A 14,699-nucleotide genomic window follows, 5' to 3' on the forward strand; every position below is an offset into this window, starting at 1 on the left:
CCGGAAGCGACGGGGGAGACCGCTGCCAACAGGATGAGCAGGAGCAGGGACGCCGCGGTCAGCTGCCCTGGCCTCAAGACCTTCACCTCCTGGTCACGGCCACGGAGACGGCTACCGCCAAGGCCACCAGGACCACTATTATTGTGACGTACCTGAAGACGTCTGACTTGGGCTTCGGCGTCGTCGTGGTTGTAGGCATGGTTGTCGTGGTGGTCACGGGCGTTGTGGCACTCGTAGTTGATGTAGTTGACGTGGTAGTTGTAGTTGTTATAGGCGTTGTTGTGGTAGTAGGCTTTGTTGAGGTCACCGTGGCTGTGGTTGTCGTTGTTGTAGTAGTTGTAGTCGTTGTAGTTGTGGTGGTTGTGGCCGTCACGGGCTGCGGGGTCACGTAGAGCGTTAGGTTGCCCGGCCCGGCCAGCAGGGTCGTCACGTTGACCAGGGTGGCGTTGGCGCCTGAGTAGTAGACTAGCACGCTGCCGTTGGCCACGCTCACGTAGGTCCTGTAGGGTAGGTAAAGCCAGTAGGCGGCCACCGCCCCCTGGGACGAGCAGGGGGGCAGGTAGACGCTCACGTTAACGGCGCCAGGGCTAAGCACGGAGACCTGCAGGGTGCCGTTCGAGTACTCAGCGTAGAGGCTGCCGACGCCCCGCTCGTAGGCAGCATATGAGTATGGCTCGGCGCACAGCGGCAGCCTGAGGAGCTGGGGGGCGGAGGTCACGTTGAAGCTCAGCGCCTCCACAGCGCCGACGTAGCTCACTTCAACCTGGGCGCGGACAGCGGGCAGCAGGACCAGCGCGATGACCACCAGCAGGACCGCCCACCTAATCATTGCTTAAGCCCGGGGGAGCTGGGCCGGGGCGACTATTATTTCTAAGGGTCATCCGGCGAAGGTTAACGGGTCTTGCCTGAGCAGCTCCCTGAGCACCACGGTGGCGTACATGCCCCTGCCCAGCGAGAACTCAAGCCACTCGCCCGAGAGGCCCAGCCCCCTGACCTCCATGAAGGACTCCCTCACCATGTCCCTGGCCCTCACCCCGAGCTCGCTTGAGGCCAGCTCCCTGACACCCTCCTCATTCATAACCTCCCTGCAGGCCCCCTCGGCCCTCGAGGCGCTGGAGGGCACAGCTATCCTCTCCGGCACCTCGTTGGCCTCAAGGTACCTCGAGAGGCAGAGGTTGAACAGGTAGGACTGGTACGCCTCAACGAAGAAGCCGGGGGGCATGGGGTACCTCCTTATCGCCCTGGCAGGGTCCCCGCTCCTGAGCAGCTCCCTGAGCACCCTGGCCTCTGGCCAGAGGCTGCGGGGGGCGGCCTCCAGGGCCTCCCTGTACATGCCCCTGTCGTAGAGCTCCCTGAACTCCCTCCAGGCCTCGGGCTCGCTACTGAAGGGCCTCCCAAGGAGGAGGTCCACGGCCTCCCTCAGGTCCCCCCTGACTATGGCCCTGCCCACCGCGTGGCTGTTGGGCCTCACCAGGCCAAACCGCTGGTAGCCGAAGTAAGCGGGCAGCCTCTTGGCCGAGGCCAGGGCCGAGACCCTCCTGGCCAGCTCGTCGAGCCTCCGCGCGACGACCCTTATTGAGAACCTGTTGCCCGTGTGCTCAACCCTCCTGTCGTGGTCACCCAGGTACCTGAGCTCGACGCCGCCCTGCCTGGCCTCCCTGACCCTCGGGCTGCCTCCAACGGTGTAGGCCAGCTGGAACGTCACCGCGTTCGAGTCCTTGATGCCGATCACGTGGGGCCTGGAGCCCAGGAGCCTTGAGGCGAGCCTCATTGCAGTGGCGTGGTCCACCCCGACCTTGGTCAGAAGGTAAACGTGCATGTTGCCCGAGCCGCTTGGCCTGAACTCAGTGCAGGGCACCCCCGCCACCTCCTCGACTACCCTGAAGCCGTCGGGCCTCGGCACCTGGGCCCCCAGCGGGCCCCAGTCGAAGTCAAGGTAGTAGTAAGGCATTCCCAGCATGACGTCAATGTCGTACGGGCTCCTCCTCATGCCTTATCAGGTGAGGTGGAGGGTTCAGGCCTTTAAGCTCGGAGCGCAGCGAGGCCTTGGATAGCCATGGACGTCGCCGACCTGCTGCTCGCAGTGGGCATCGCCCTGCTCCTCTGGCACGCGGCCTCGGCCCTGGCTTACTACGCAGTGATGCTGAGGAGGTCGAGGGCCTACAGGCCGCCGAGGGGGGCCTTCAGCGGCACAGTCACGGTTGTCATACCGACATACAACGAGTCCAGGGTAGTGAGGAGGAAGCTCGACAACGTGGCCTCCCAGTGGGACCCCTCGAGGCTTGAGATAATAGTTGTGGACTCCAGCACCGACGGCACCGCGGACGAGGCCGAGAGGTGGTCCAGGGAGAGGGGGCTCCCAGTAAAGGTGCTCAGGGAGGCCTCCAGGTCGGGCAAGCACGCCGCGGAGAACTGGGCCCTCAGGGAGGCCAGGGGCGACGTTGTGGTCTTCACTGACGCTGACTGCGAGTGGTCCCCGGGGTCCCTGGCCTCGGCCCTCTCGTCGCTTGCCGCCCCGGGCGTCGGCCTCGTGACCTGCATAAAGGAGCCCCCGAGGGGGGTTGAGGGCACCTACAGGTCGCTCTACAACGTGCTCAGGCTCGGGGAGAGCCAGGTGCACAGCACCCCCATAGCCCACGGCGAGCTCCTAGCCGTGAGGAGGGACCTGGCAGCCAGGCTTGGAGGCCTCAGGCCCGGCGCGGACGACAGCGACCTGGCTCACAGGGTCGCGATGGAGGGCCTCAGGTCTATAGCGCTGCCCGACGCCGTCTGCAGGGAGTACGTGCCCGACAGGGGGTACTTCAGGTGGAAGCTCAGGAGGGCCCAGCACCTGGTCGAGCACATGGCCAGGGCCTCCAGGGACCTGCCGAGGGCCCCCAGGGGCTACAGGGCCGTCCTGGCGTGGGAGTCGTTCCTTCACCTGGTGAACCCCTGGCTGGCCCTCGCGTCGCTTGCGCTGCTGGCGGCGTCGGCCGCGCTGGGCTCGCTGCCGGCGGCCGTGGTCCTTGCACTGATAGCGGCCTCCATGGCTTTAGGCATGGTCAGGACCTGGGCCCTGGAGCAGCTGTTCCTTGTGACCGCCGCGGTCAAGAACCTCAGGGGGAAGGAGCACGTCTGGGAGAAGGTGGAGAAGCCCGTCAGCCCCTGAGCCTCCTCACGGCCAGGGCTATCACTGCCGCCAGGTAGGCTGCCATGGTAGGCACGGCGTAGAGCACTGGCACGTTGAGGCCGGCCAGGCTGAAGTATATTATAACCAGCGATATCGCCGTCCCCACCGCCGGCAGGAAGAGCGACCTGAGGCCCTGCACCTCAGAGGGCGGCGCTGAGACCACCAGGGAGTACTCTACGAAGGTGTAGAAGGCCGCCATCATTATTACGGCCGCGACTATGGCCTTCCTTATGGTCTCCCTTGGGGCCTTGGCCTCCTCGCCAAAGTTAACTATAGCTGAGTACCCTATGTAAGCCGTGTAGGGCCCCGTGAGCACCGCCAGGAAGAAGCCTACCGGCCCAACGCTTGGCATGGTGAAGGGCTCGAGGCTCAGGTACCTGCTCCTCAGGACTATGACTACGCTTCCGGCGAGTATCGCCGCCATCTGGGCGGCCCCGCTTATCATCGCGACCCTCGCGGAGAGCCTTACGCCGAGGTAGCTCACGGCAAACATGAAGGCCTGCGTCAGGAGGCCCAGGGCCACGAGGAGCGGCAGGGGCACCGCTATATTATAGAGGGCCCTTAGTGCCACGTCAAGGATCCAGGCGAGCGCTATGGGAGTTATTATGATTGGCGACAGCTGGGCCAGGAGCTGGGCCATCCCTATGACGCCGTAGCTAGCAGTTTCCGATAAGCCGTGAAGTTTATATCATTTGACATCATTTTACTTATCATTCACAACTATCCCTTCACGAAAGCTTATAGGCTTCTCCATTACTATCATCATGCAGAGGAGGGCGCCACAATGAACTCTGTGAGCAATGTGAGGGGGAGGAGGGCGCCCGATGAGGCTCCCCGCGTCGTGGCTGGGAGCCCACGCTCCCTACCCTAGGCGTGGGGAGTCAGACAAGGGGTATGAGGACGAGAGGCTGAGCACAAGTTCATGAAGCCTCGATGAAAGTCCGACCCCCTGGCCCTTCACCTGCTCTAAGCGCTCAGGCAGCTCGTGCTCCGGTCACCGCCGCCCCAGGCTCTCCAGAGGTGCATCCTCCTCATCGCGCGCCCTCACTGTTGGACTGGGCCCTTTAATGCCTGTACACCTCCGGGCCCCTGAGGTACCAGGCGACGCCGGCCGCGGCCCCTATGGCCCAGAGGCCCACGTTGTAAAGCATGTACTCCCCGGTCGTCACGTTGGCGAGGTAGAAGACGGAGGCGGCGTAGAGGGCGTAGGGCACCACCCTGACTATAGCTATTGCCGTGCCCCTGTAGTGAACAGGGAAGGCGAGGGGCTCCAGGAGGACCCTGGCCGCCCAGGCCATCTCGCCGAAGATGCCGTTTATCAGGAGTATGTAGACGAAGAGCGTGAAGCTACTCCTGAGGAGCCCCAGGGCGGCCGCGGCCACTGCCATGGTGACGGCGCCGCCGAGGTAGCTCACCAGGGCCAGGCCCCTGCTCCTGCCCCAGGGGAGCAGAGCCAAAGCTATCGGCCCCCCGACGAGCTCGCCCACGTTGTAAATGACCAGCAGCAGGCCCGTCTCAGAGGGGAAGAGGTAGGGGCCTATCGTGAGCGCCAGGAAGGCGTAGGTCAGGGCCGTGGCTATCACAAAAGCAGTCAGCGCGGTCACCCTGAACGCTATGCCCGGCCCCTCCCCAGGGCTCGTGACCCTGCCCCTGGACTCCCTCGGCACGGACTGCCACTCTGGCGACTCCGGCATCTTGAACCTCATGACAAGTATGACTGCTATGGTGACTCCGAGCACGGCCCCAAGCGCGTCAACCGCGACAGAGACTGGTATGGTGCTGCTCTGGTAGAGCATCATTATCAGGCCGTCTATCAGGACTCCCAGGTTAGACACGTCAGTTATCAGTATGAGCGCGGCCGCCCTCCACCTCTCCTCTATCACCTCCGCCAGGTAGGCCAGCATGGCTGGCATCTCTCCCCCGAGGCCCACCTGGGCCACCGCAAGGCCAGCTAGGAGGGCGTAGACGCTGCCCCTGACGCTAAGCAGCGTCACGAGCGAGCCCACGCCGTAGAGGGCCAGGGTTACTATGAACGACGGCTTCCTGCCTATGATGTCCGTGAGCCTCCCTATTATCAGGTTGCCGGCCAGGGTCCCGACAGGTATGGTCAGGTACATGGTGCTCACTGCCCAGGAGGGGGCCGAGGACCATATGGCGGCCACGGGCACCAGGCCCAGCACCAGGCCGTAGACTACCATCGAAACCGTGGTCGAGGCCACTATCAGCCCCTGCCTTGAGCTCAAGCCTGACACCAGCCCTGGGGTCAGGGCCCCGGAGGAAAACTGCCTGCTGAACGTTCAGTACCTGAAGGACTCCAGGGCCGCCCTGGCGGCCTCCTCTGGGCTCACACTGAGGCCCAGGTCCCTCATTGCGCTGCCAAGCGCCAGGAAGGCCCTTGCCAGCCTCTCGGGCGACGCCTGGACCCCCATGTGGCCGACCCTTATCACCTTGCCCTGCAGCGGCCCCCAGCTGCTGGCTATCATGGTGTTGTACTTCCTCCAGGCCAGGTCCCTCAGCTTGGCCTCGTCAACGCCCCCAGGCACCTCTGCGGCGGTGACCGTGGGAGAGCTGTGCTCCATGATGTCCGGGTAGTGTTTGAGCCCCAGGGCCTCAAAGCTGGCCCAGGCGGCCCTCCTGGCGGCCAGGTGCCTTGAGTAAACCCTGTCAAGGCCCTCCTCAAGCACCATGTTTATGGCCTCCGAGGCCGCGTAGAGGAGCGGCTCGCTCACCGTGTAGGGGAACACGCCCCTGGAGTCAAGCCACGATTCCCACTGCAGGAGGCTCATGTAGAAGCCCTGGTAGTTGACCCTCCTGGCCCTCTCCATGGCCTCCTCGCTCACGCTCATCAGCGTGACCCCGGCGGGCGCGTTGAGGGCCTTCTGGCTCCCGCCTATGGCTATGTCGACGCCCCAGCTGTCCACCTGGAGCGGCATGGCCCCTATGGTTGAGACCACGTCAGCTATGACTAGCGTCCCGAAGGACTTGGCCACCCTGGCCACGCCGGCCAGGTCGTTTAACATGGCTGAGGGGGTGTCGCAGTGCACCACTGTTACCGCAGCGGCGTCCCTGTTCCTCTCAAGGGCCCTCTCAAGGTCCCCCAGGTCCACGGCCCTCCTCCAGTTAGCGCCAAGCTTGACCGGGACCCCTCCGTAGGACCTGACGAGGTCGGCGAAGGCGTCACCGTAGACCCCGTTGTCAACAACTATCACCTTGTCACCCCTGCTCACAGTGTTAGCTATGGCTGACTCCAGGCCGAGCATGGCCTCCCCTATCATGAGGTAGACCCTGGACCTGGTGGCCCCGAAGAGCTTGGCTGCCCTGGACCTGAGGTCCTGGTAGAAGCTGAGGAAGTCAGGGTCAAGGTCGGAGTTGGTCTCCTGCTTGGTCATCGCCATCATGACCCTGTAGGGGACCTCGGTGGGGCCGGGGGTCATTATGAGCCTCTCGCTGAACAAGGCTTTCACAGGGCCTGCCTCGGCCGCCTAGGTAAAAACGGCTTGCTGAACTTTCAGCCGAGCTCCACGAGCTTCACGTCGGCCAGGAGGTTGACGAGCTCCGCGAGCCTCTCAGCCGAGACCGAGGCGGTGCCGTACTCGGCCGCGAGGAGCGCCGCCACCTCTCCCAGGGGCCTCTCGGGCGTGGCAAGCATGAGGCCCTCCCTGAGGTAGACCGTGCTTGCCATGGGCCCCGAGGTGGCCAGCAGCTCCTCAACCCTTATGGCTGCGTCCAGCGACCTCCTGGCTATGACCCTCGGGCCCTCTATCAGCGGGGGCCTCACCTTTACGACGGTGTCCAGCTTGGGCGGCCAGCCCTCCGGGGCCGCCGAGGCCTCCTGCAGCCCCAGGGTCCTTGACATCAGGCTGCCCGCGAGGGAGGCAGCGGCCTGGTCCCCGTTGAGGTAGTGCCTCCGCGACAGGGCTGATACCAGCCTTGACCTGAAGGCCGCTGGGTCAGGGGGCGACCTGGCTAGGAGGTACAGAGAGGATGAGGCTATCAGCGACGACAGCCTCAGCATGCGCCTCGAGACCCTGTCGAGGTCGTCTATGTCTGTGTGGTAGTTCACGTCGGGCCAGCCGTTGAGCATAGCTGAGGGTATGCCGAGGGCGGAGGCCACGTCGTGGTCGCTTCCCCCCTCGTAGGGCACCAGCCTCAGCGAGTCAAAGCCGAGGAGCTCGGCGGAGGCCTCGGCGGCCTCCTGGAGCGCTGCGTCTGCCTGCCCGAGGGCGGAGAGGCTGCTGGCCACGACCCTCAGGGGGCCGTTGCCGCCGCCCGGCTCGACGCCAACCATGTCGAAGTTAAGGAGCTGGGTCACCTGCCCCTTGAGGGTCTTCGTTAGGGCCACGGCGCTCCCCGTGTACTCTGGCACCCAGACGAACCTGACGGTGGCCTCGGGCTGGGGCAGCTGGCCCCTGTCGATTAGCCTTGAGAGCGCCACCGCCGCCTCCACCAGGGAGGCGGAGCCGCTGCCGTTGTCGTTGGCCCCCGGCGTGGGGTGGCAGACGTGGGCCATGGCGGCCGGCCCCCTCCCGTCCTTGTCGCCCAGCCACGCTATGACTATGGGGAACCCCGGGTCCCTCCTCACGTCAGAGTCCACCATAACCGACAGCTTCCTGCCGTACCTCAGGGGCTCAACCATGGAGCGCGGTATCGAGACTGCCGGCAGGGAGCCGTTGGCGGCCTCGCTCCTGCTGAGGAAGAGGCTCTTGTAGGGCACGGCGTCCGGGGGAGCGGTCTCGCTGTAGAAGGCCACCGCCGCCGCGCCGGCGTCGCCTGCCAACCTATATACTATATATGGGTCCCCGGGGCTAACCACGACCTTCCCCTTGGCGGAGGAGTAGGACTCCGGCCTCCACCAGTACCTGTCTATGACTATAGCCTCCGCCTCAACGCTGCCCGGGGGCGAGTGCGCGGCGGCCAGCGTGGGGTGGGACTCAAGCGTGAGCTCCTGGCCCCCCTCGACCTTCACCCTGGCCTCGTGTATGGCCCAGCCGGTGGGGGAGGAGACCCAGTCGGGGACGTTGGTGCCCCCGAACTTGACCAGCTCCACCTCGAGCGAGTCCCCCGCCTCCTCGAGGAGCACCTCCTGGACGTGCTTCGCGGCGTCGACGAGCTCTATGGTGCCCTGCACCCTGTTGTAAGCCGTCAGCGATGCCAGGACCCTCATGGCCCTGTGGTCGCTTATGGCTGGGCTCAGGGCCCTGACCACGTCCTCAGCCCTTAGGCTCAGGCCTCCTCACCGCCTTGGCAGGAGGCTATGAATAAGATATGCGTTGTTGCCGCGGGGCCCTGCGCTCAGGAAGAGCCGCGGGCAAGGAGCTGGGCCGCCGCGGAGCCCACGAAGACAACGGCCAGGTTGACCGCCAGGGCTATGAGTCCAACGAAGACCGGCACTCCTCCAACTGCTACTGAGGTGGTCCTTATGGGCCTGAACCCGTTGGCGAGCAGCGTCAGGTAGACCCCTGAAGCCAGGCCAGCCACGAGGCCCGCCAGGAGGGCCCCTGGGTTAAGCCTCCTGATGACAAGGCCTAGCATGACAGGGGGCAGGGTCTGGAGCACTATTATGCCGCCGAGCAGCTGGAGCTGAATGGCATACGTCAGAGGGGTCACGAACACGAAGCCCAGGGCGAGGAACTTGAAGAGCACCGAGGCCCACTTGGCGGCGGCCTCCTCCCCCTCCGGGCTGAGCCTCACCATGGGCCTCACTATGCCCCTCACCAGCAGGTTAGACTGGGCTATGGCCATTATAGCGGCTGGCACCATGCCGCCTATGAATATGCCCGCGAGGATCACAGCCGCAAGCGGGCCGGGGAGGAGGAGCTGGGCCATGGCGGGGACCACGAGGAGCCCCCTCTGGGATGCCGGGAACTGGGATATGAACCTGAGCACCTCGGGCATGAGGTAGGCCGCGAAGCCCAGGAAGGAGAATACGCCAACAGCTATGACGTAGAGGGGCAGCAGGGCCGTGGAGGTCCTTATCGTCCTGGGCGACTGGGAGCTCATGACTCCGTTGATTACGTGCGGGTAGAGGTAGAGGGCCAGGGCGCTGCCCACCGCCAGGCTAAGGTAGTCAACGTAGAGGTCGCTCCTGAGCGTCAGCGTGCCAGTGGGCAGCGGGTCCCTGGAGAGCCCTGAGAAGAGGCCTTGGAAGCCCCCGACCCTGGATATCGCCACCGCAGCCATGACGACTACCGTGAGCCACAGGAGCGCGTCCTTGAGCACCGCCCCAAGGGCCGAGCCCCTTAGGCCGCTCCTGTAGGTGAAGGCCGCCAGGACGGCGAAGGCGAGCAGGAGGGAGAGCTCTGACACGAGGCCCGGGCTTGAGACGCCCTGGAGCAGGACCTCCAGCACGGCCCTCATGCCGTCTATCTGAACAGCCATGTAAGGCAGCACTGCAACTATGCCAGTAGCCGCCACGGCCACCCCAAGGGCCCTGCTGCTGTAGACGTCAGCCACGAGCTCCGCGGCCGTGAGGTGTCCCCTCCTCCTGGCCTCGGACCAGAGCCTAGGCATGGTTACGTATGCCACCAGGAACGTGACGGCGTAGGGTATGGTGAAGAACACTATGGCGCCTGAGGCGAAGGCCAGCGAGGGCACGCTGACGAGCGTGTAGGCCGTGAACACGTCAGCGCCCAGCAGGAACCAGACTATGACTGGCCCGAACCTCCTGCCAGCTATGGCCCACTCCTCGAGACCCCTGCCCGGCCTCCTGAACCTGTGGCCCAGGAAGCCCAGGGCCGAGAGGGCCGCCACAACCGCCGTAAACATCACCAGCTCGGCGGCGTTCAACCGCGGCTCACCCCGCACCTCGAGGCAGCGGCAAGGCAGGCGCTGAGCACTAGGAGCCAGGCCAGCTGGTACCAGTAGAAGAAGGGGATCCCCAGGAGCTCAGGGGACGCCCTGTTGTAGAGGGGGACCGGAAGTATCATTACCAGGGGCGCCAGGAGGAGCAGCGCCTCTACGAGGCGTCCCCTGCGCCCCCTACATATTCCCATTCCATCACCGCGCACCTCGCTCTCGGCTAACCCAAGGCCTCAGGCATTTAAGTGTTACCCCGGTGGGAACGCGCTATGGCTGTATACACCTTTCGGCTCCGGCAGCGGTGTTACTCGCCCCTCCCTGCGAAAGCCCCCTTTAAGCTAAGGAGCTCAGGGGCAGAGCTTGAGCCAGCAGTCCGAGAGGGCAGTGAGCAAGGAGACGCTGGAGGCCTACCTGAAGAAGAGGATACAGGAGCTCGAGGAGGAGCTGTCGGCGCTCAAGGCGCTCCTCGACTACATAGAGGACGCGGGCAAGGCCAGCCCGGCTGAGAGGCCCGAGGACATAAAGGTAGGCAGGAGGAGGGTGGCGAGGCTCCTCAGGGGCGAGGGCTACGTGAGGGTCGTGCCGGAGGTGCCCATGGCCCTCCCCAAGGAGGTCAGGGAGTACCTCAGCACCGTTGAGGCCGAGATAAGGGCCTACCAGGGCAGGGAGGGGAGCGACGAGGGAGGGGGCGTCAAGCTCACCATAAGGGACAGGCCGGACGGCAGCGTGGCCGAGATCAAGTTCGACGGCCTCTACTCTACCCTGGAGTTCCTCAAGGCCAAGGCGGCGCTGAAGTATGCAATGGAGGTCTCATACGAGGTCTACAGGGCCCAGATGAAGGGAGGCGCCGAGGAGGAGGGGGAGGGGAAGGAGGAGGGCGGCGAGGAGGGCGAGGAAAGTAATAGTGAAGACAACGAGGAAGCTTAATTTTGCGCTTAGGCCTCCTTAGCCCGGTGCAGGCCTTGGACGCCGGGGAGCTGATAAAGCAGTTCATGAGGTCGGCCGCCCAGCAGGTCTACGTGGTTACCGCGAGGGACCTGGGGGGCTCCTACGCGGCCCTGACGGTAAGCTCTATGACTAGCCTGAGCATAAGCCCTCCCCTGATACTAATATGCATAGACAGGTCCAGCAGGAGCCACGAGGTCCTGACCCAGGCGCCTTACTTCATAGTAACCATGCTCTCCAAGGACGACGAGTGGCTGTCCCGCCTGATGGATGAGCCCGGCGACGCCCTTGAAAAGCTCAGGAGGGCAAACTACATGGAGAGCAAGTACGGCCCCATGCTTCCCGGCGACAGGCCCTACCTGGTGGCCAGGAGGTGGGCCGTCTACGACGGAGGGGACCGCTCAATAATTGTCGGGGAGGTAGTTGACGGCAGCGCCCCTCCCATGAGGTGCCCCCTGCTTTACCAGAACAGGGCGTACACCACTGTTAAAGGGTGTTAAGGGATCAGCAAGTTAGCTTAAATCAAATGACACCAGTCAACACGTATAAGGGTACCCACCACGGGTGACCAGGAGGAGTTAGACCTAGGGTGGATAGCGATGGCGTTCGGAGGGCCTTCGGTTCCGTTCGTGCCTACCAGGCCTGAGGTCCTCGACCTGGTGTTCCAGGCGCTGGACCTCAAGGAGGGCGACGTCCTCTACGACCTCGGCTGCGGCGACGGCAGGATAGTCATAGAGGCAGCCAAGAGGTACCCGATAAAGAAGGCCGTCGGCGTTGAGCTCAGGGACGAGCTCTACAAGGAGGCCAGCGAGAGGGCCAAGAGGGAGGGGCTCGACGGAAAGGTTGAGATAGTTCATGGGGACTTCTTTAGGGTCCCGATAGGCGAGGCCACCGTGGTCTACATGTACCTGCTGACCAGCGTCAACGAGGCGCTGAAGCCTAAGCTCAAGCAGGAGCTGAAGCCGGGGACCAGGGTGGTGACCCTGGACTTCCAGATACCCGGGTGGAAGCCAGTTAAAATAATAGGGGACAGGGGAGGCTGGCAGAGGACCCTGTACGTCTATGTCATAGGCGACTCTGACTCGTAGCCCTAGCTCCCCTTTTTGTTAGAAGTCGTCAAAGCCCAGTGCCTGCAGCGAGCCCTCTCCAACGCCGTAGTACTTGGCCGCCAGCTTCCTCACCGCGGCCTTAACCAGGGACAGCGCGTCCTCAAAGCCCACGCCGAGCTCCCTGGAGGTCTCCGGCCACGGCCTCCCCTGCATTACCTTGACAGTTATGGCCAGCTCCTCCTCGTGGCTCAGCAGGCCCCTGTCCAGGGGCGCCCTCTCCCAGTAGGTCATGACCACGTCCCTTATGACGTCGTTGCTGGTCTCGTAGGTCATGGTGCCGTAGAGGTAGGCCCAGAGCCTCTGGAGCCTCAGCTTGCTCATGGGCGGCACGTCGTCCCTCAGGGGCGCCGTGGCGTTGAGCATTGCGACCGCTATGTCAGGCTCCATGCCCCTGTATGTGTCCTGGAGGCTGTTGAGGAGCTTGTACTTGAACTCCCTGTTGGCCGCCGCCGTGAGCTTCGCGGCCTGCTCGCTTATGGGCTTGAGCACCAGCACCGTGAACTCGCCGCTCACGGGGTTCCTATCAGGGCTTATGTGGATGAGCTGGAAGCCGTTCCTGGCCCAGAACCTGACGAGCTTCTCGTTGACGCCGAAGCCGCTGCCCACCCAGTCGTAGCCCCTCTTGACGGCCTCCTCGTATATGCCCCTGAGGAGGGCCGAGCCTATGCCCTTGTCCTGGACCTTGGGGTGGGTGGCTATCCTGACTATCCTCCAGCCCCTCAGCCTTCCGAAGGGAGGGACCCTAAGGTGCTTTATCACCCTGTCAGGTATTATGTTGCCCTTGGTCTTGTCCTGGTTGAGCAGCGTGTTGCTCAGCTCCTCGTCAAGCCCTCCCTCCTCGGCCAGGAGGGCAGCCGAGACTACCTTGCCCGAGGGCGTGGCCATGGCCCTTATGCTGTAGTGGGGGGCGTCGGCTATCAGGGCAAGGTCGTCGGGCTCGTTCCTGTAGTGGGCCTGCACGTATATCCCGAAGGCCTGCCTGAGCAGGTCCTCCCTCTTTGAGAACAGCTCCTCCGGCTCAAGCACGAGGTACTGCAGCCTCCCCTCCCTTATGTCCCTGAGGTCGGCGTCGTCGAGGTCTGCGGGCTCAGCGTCAAGCAGCAGGACGTCGAACAGCCACCTCTCCACCGGGTCGTTGGCGGAGTACCTTATGGGCTCCGTCATCTCGAACTCCCTCAGGTCCGTGTCGGGGTCCTGCCTCACCTCGCCGAGGAACCTGACGCTGAAGCCCCTGCCCGCGCCCTCGTAGCCGTGGATCGTCGAGGCCACGAGGACCCTCGAGTGGCTCCTCCATATCTTGTGCAGCAGGGGGACGGGGAGGCCGCTGGCCTCGTCTATTATCACCAGGTCCGCGTCCACCTCGGGCACGTCGTCGGGGCTCACGTACTTTATTTTGACCCCCTTGCCCCTGAAGCCGGCTATGAGGCCTCTGTCAACTATGGCCTCGACGTCGAGGCCCTCCGCCTTGAAGGCCCTCTCCGCCAGCTGCATGAGGCTCTGCGTGTTCTCCAGGTCGGGGGACGTGACTATTGCCTTGAGGGGCCTCTCCCTGGAGAGGACCTTGGCCAGGCCGGCCATGGCTATGCCGGCGGCGCAGCTCTTGCCCCTGCCCCTGTCCGCGGTTATAACCAGCAGCTTCTTCCTGCCCCTCCTCGGCGGCTCTATGAGCCACTCAGCCTGCTTTATCGCGTTGACCTGGTCCTGGGTGAGGGCCAGGGAGTACAGCTCCCTCGGGAACTCGGCCTCCTCCGGCGGCGTCACCTTCCTCTCGGCGGCGGCCGGCAGCTTGGTCGGCTGCCCGCTTATGATGCTGTCGTTGTCAAGGTCAACTACGAATATGTTCTCCTGGTGCTCCAGCAGCTTCCTCTTGAACCAGCCTATGAAGACGTACCTCGGCTGGTCGTGGCCCGGGACCAGCAGGTTCCTCCTGAAGTCTGTGAGCTGCTGGTCCCACGAGCTCCACGAGGGCGCCTGGAATATTATTATGCCCCCTCCCTCAACGACGCCAGCCAGGATACCCACCCTGTTGGGCCTGAGGTCGTTGACCAGGTCAAGCACCAGGCCCTGGAAGGTGGTCCCAAGGTACCTCCTAGAGTCCTCGGACTTTATTATGGTCAGCTTGAGCAGGTTGCCCCTCTCCTTGACCGACCTCTTGACGAGCTCCTTCCTCAGCTGCGAGTCCTCGTAGTCCTGGTTGAAGGCGTAGAGGACCCTGAGCTGGGGCCTTACCTTCAGGGACCTCATGACCTGCTCATAGGTTATCAGCGCGCTGGCCGTGGCGACCCCGACCTTTACTGGGTCGGAGCCGCTGAGGACCACCATGACCCTGGTGTTGGAGGCCACGGCGTACTTTATGGCCCTCCTCAGCAGCCTCCTGAGCCTGAGCACGGACTCCGGCAGCTCCTTGCCGAGCTCGTAGGAGGCCTCCTCAGCCTGCCTCTTGACTCTCTCCCTCTCCTCAGGGCTCCTCCTCAAGTCGGGACACCACGGCCACAAGTCTAGGGCCGGGTCGGCCCTATTAAGGAAGGGCTTCAGCGAAGGCCTTAAGCGGCAGCCTTCAGTGCTATCCATTGCTATGCAATATCTCAGCCCTAGTTCATGACCGTAATACCCTGCAGGGCCTGAGGTATTACAGGGGTCAGCCTAGGCCCCTCACACTTGTCAAGTGGCCCCACGTG

13 protein-coding genes are annotated in these 14,699 nt (G+C 64.0%); 4 read left to right on the plus strand and 9 right to left on the minus strand.

Annotated features, from left to right (window positions below; all coding sequences use genetic code 11):
• Positions 1–82: 82 nt before the first annotated feature.
• Together ACP5H1_RS06800 and truD are read right to left on the minus strand one after the other, a co-directional pair.
• Complete coding sequence (locus tag ACP5H1_RS06800) at positions 83–829, minus strand: hypothetical protein (RefSeq protein ID WP_427973314.1); 747 nt, start codon at positions 827–829, stop codon at positions 83–85.
• A gap of 48 nt (positions 830–877) precedes the next feature.
• A complete protein-coding gene (gene truD, locus ACP5H1_RS06805) occupies positions 878–1,990 on the minus strand; it encodes a tRNA pseudouridine(13) synthase TruD (RefSeq protein ID WP_427973316.1) in 1,113 nt (370 codons plus the stop codon).
• 66 nt (positions 1,991–2,056) lie between these two features.
• Here truD and ACP5H1_RS06810 point away from each other — a divergent pair, with 66 nt between their 5' ends.
• Positions 2,057–3,148 carry a glycosyltransferase gene (locus ACP5H1_RS06810; protein WP_427973318.1) on the plus strand — a complete coding sequence of 364 codons (1,092 nt, stop codon included), beginning with the start codon at positions 2,057–2,059 and terminating at the stop codon, positions 3,146–3,148.
• On the opposite strand, the gene ACP5H1_RS06815 is transcribed toward ACP5H1_RS06810, so the two are convergent.
• The 6 genes from ACP5H1_RS06815 to ACP5H1_RS06840 form a co-directional block, all read right to left on the minus strand.
• Complete coding sequence (locus tag ACP5H1_RS06815) at positions 3,138–3,809, minus strand: hypothetical protein (protein ID WP_427973320.1); 672 nt, start codon at positions 3,807–3,809, stop codon at positions 3,138–3,140. The genes ACP5H1_RS06810 and ACP5H1_RS06815 overlap by 11 nt on opposite strands.
• A 424-nt stretch (positions 3,810–4,233) precedes the next feature.
• The gene (locus ACP5H1_RS06820; RefSeq protein WP_427973322.1) at positions 4,234–5,412 is read right to left on the minus strand and encodes an MFS transporter; all 1,179 of its coding nucleotides are present in this window, start codon (positions 5,410–5,412) and stop codon (positions 4,234–4,236) included.
• A 54-nt stretch (positions 5,413–5,466) separates the two neighbouring features.
• Positions 5,467–6,633, minus strand: a complete 1,167-nt coding sequence (locus ACP5H1_RS06825; RefSeq protein ID WP_427973325.1) for a pyridoxal-phosphate-dependent aminotransferase family protein — start codon at positions 6,631–6,633, stop codon at positions 5,467–5,469.
• Positions 6,634–6,677: 44 nt separating this feature from the next.
• On the minus strand, positions 6,678–8,375 hold the full coding sequence (locus ACP5H1_RS06830; protein WP_427973327.1) for a M28 family peptidase: 1,698 nt from the start codon (positions 8,373–8,375) through the stop codon (positions 6,678–6,680).
• Positions 8,376–8,461: 86 nt separating this feature from the next.
• A complete protein-coding gene (locus ACP5H1_RS06835) occupies positions 8,462–9,955 on the minus strand; it encodes a sodium:solute symporter family protein (protein ID WP_427973329.1) in 1,494 nt (497 codons plus the stop codon).
• The gene (locus tag ACP5H1_RS06840) at positions 9,952–10,161 is read right to left on the minus strand and encodes a DUF3311 domain-containing protein (protein ID WP_427973332.1); all 210 of its coding nucleotides are present in this window, start codon (positions 10,159–10,161) and stop codon (positions 9,952–9,954) included. The genes ACP5H1_RS06835 and ACP5H1_RS06840 overlap by 4 nt, the downstream gene beginning before the upstream one ends.
• Positions 10,162–10,327: 166 nt before the next feature.
• On the opposite strand from ACP5H1_RS06840, the gene ACP5H1_RS06845 reads away from it, so the two are divergent.
• The 3 genes from ACP5H1_RS06845 to ACP5H1_RS06855 all read left to right on the plus strand — a co-directional run bounded on the left by ACP5H1_RS06845 (position 10,328) and on the right by ACP5H1_RS06855 (position 12,000).
• Positions 10,328–10,894, plus strand: a complete 567-nt coding sequence (locus ACP5H1_RS06845) for a hypothetical protein (protein WP_013267372.1) — start codon at positions 10,328–10,330, stop codon at positions 10,892–10,894.
• 26 nt (positions 10,895–10,920) lie between these two features.
• Positions 10,921–11,412, plus strand: a complete 492-nt coding sequence (locus ACP5H1_RS06850) for a flavin reductase family protein (protein ID WP_427973335.1) — start codon at positions 10,921–10,923, stop codon at positions 11,410–11,412.
• A 99-nt stretch (positions 11,413–11,511) separates the two neighbouring features.
• Positions 11,512–12,000, plus strand: coding sequence for an SAM-dependent methyltransferase (locus ACP5H1_RS06855; protein ID WP_427973337.1), 489 nt, complete (start codon positions 11,512–11,514; stop codon positions 11,998–12,000).
• 18 nt (positions 12,001–12,018) lie between these two features.
• Here the strand turns inward: ACP5H1_RS06855 and ACP5H1_RS06860 are convergent, their stop codons facing one another.
• Entirely contained in the window at positions 12,019–14,496 is a 2,478-nt protein-coding gene (locus ACP5H1_RS06860) for a tRNA(Met) cytidine acetyltransferase TmcA (RefSeq protein ID WP_427973339.1), read from the minus strand.
• Between the last annotated feature and the right edge of the window lie 203 nt (positions 14,497–14,699).

Origin of the sequence: Acidilobus sp., from assembly GCF_049973875.1 — an archaeon.
Taxonomy (GTDB): domain Archaea; phylum Thermoproteota; class Thermoprotei_A; order Sulfolobales; family Acidilobaceae; genus Acidilobus.

Excerpts from the sequence above, each read along its gene's own strand:
- truD (WP_427973316.1), bottom strand. The coding sequence starts at position 1,990 with ATGAGGAGGAGCCCGTACGACATTGACGTCATGCTGGGAATGCCTTAC.
- ACP5H1_RS06800 (WP_427973314.1), bottom strand. The coding sequence starts at position 829 with ATGATTAGGTGGGCGGTCCTGCTGGTGGTCATCGCGCTGGTCCTGCTG.
- ACP5H1_RS06840 (WP_427973332.1), bottom strand. The coding sequence starts at position 10,161 with ATGGGAATATGTAGGGGGCGCAGGGGACGCCTCGTAGAGGCGCTGCTC.
- ACP5H1_RS06855 (WP_427973337.1), top strand. The coding sequence starts at position 11,512 with ATGGCGTTCGGAGGGCCTTCGGTTCCGTTCGTGCCTACCAGGCCTGAG.
- ACP5H1_RS06815 (WP_427973320.1), bottom strand. The coding sequence starts at position 3,809 with ATGGCCCAGCTCCTGGCCCAGCTGTCGCCAATCATAATAACTCCCATA.
- ACP5H1_RS06810 (WP_427973318.1), top strand. The coding sequence starts at position 2,057 with ATGGACGTCGCCGACCTGCTGCTCGCAGTGGGCATCGCCCTGCTCCTC.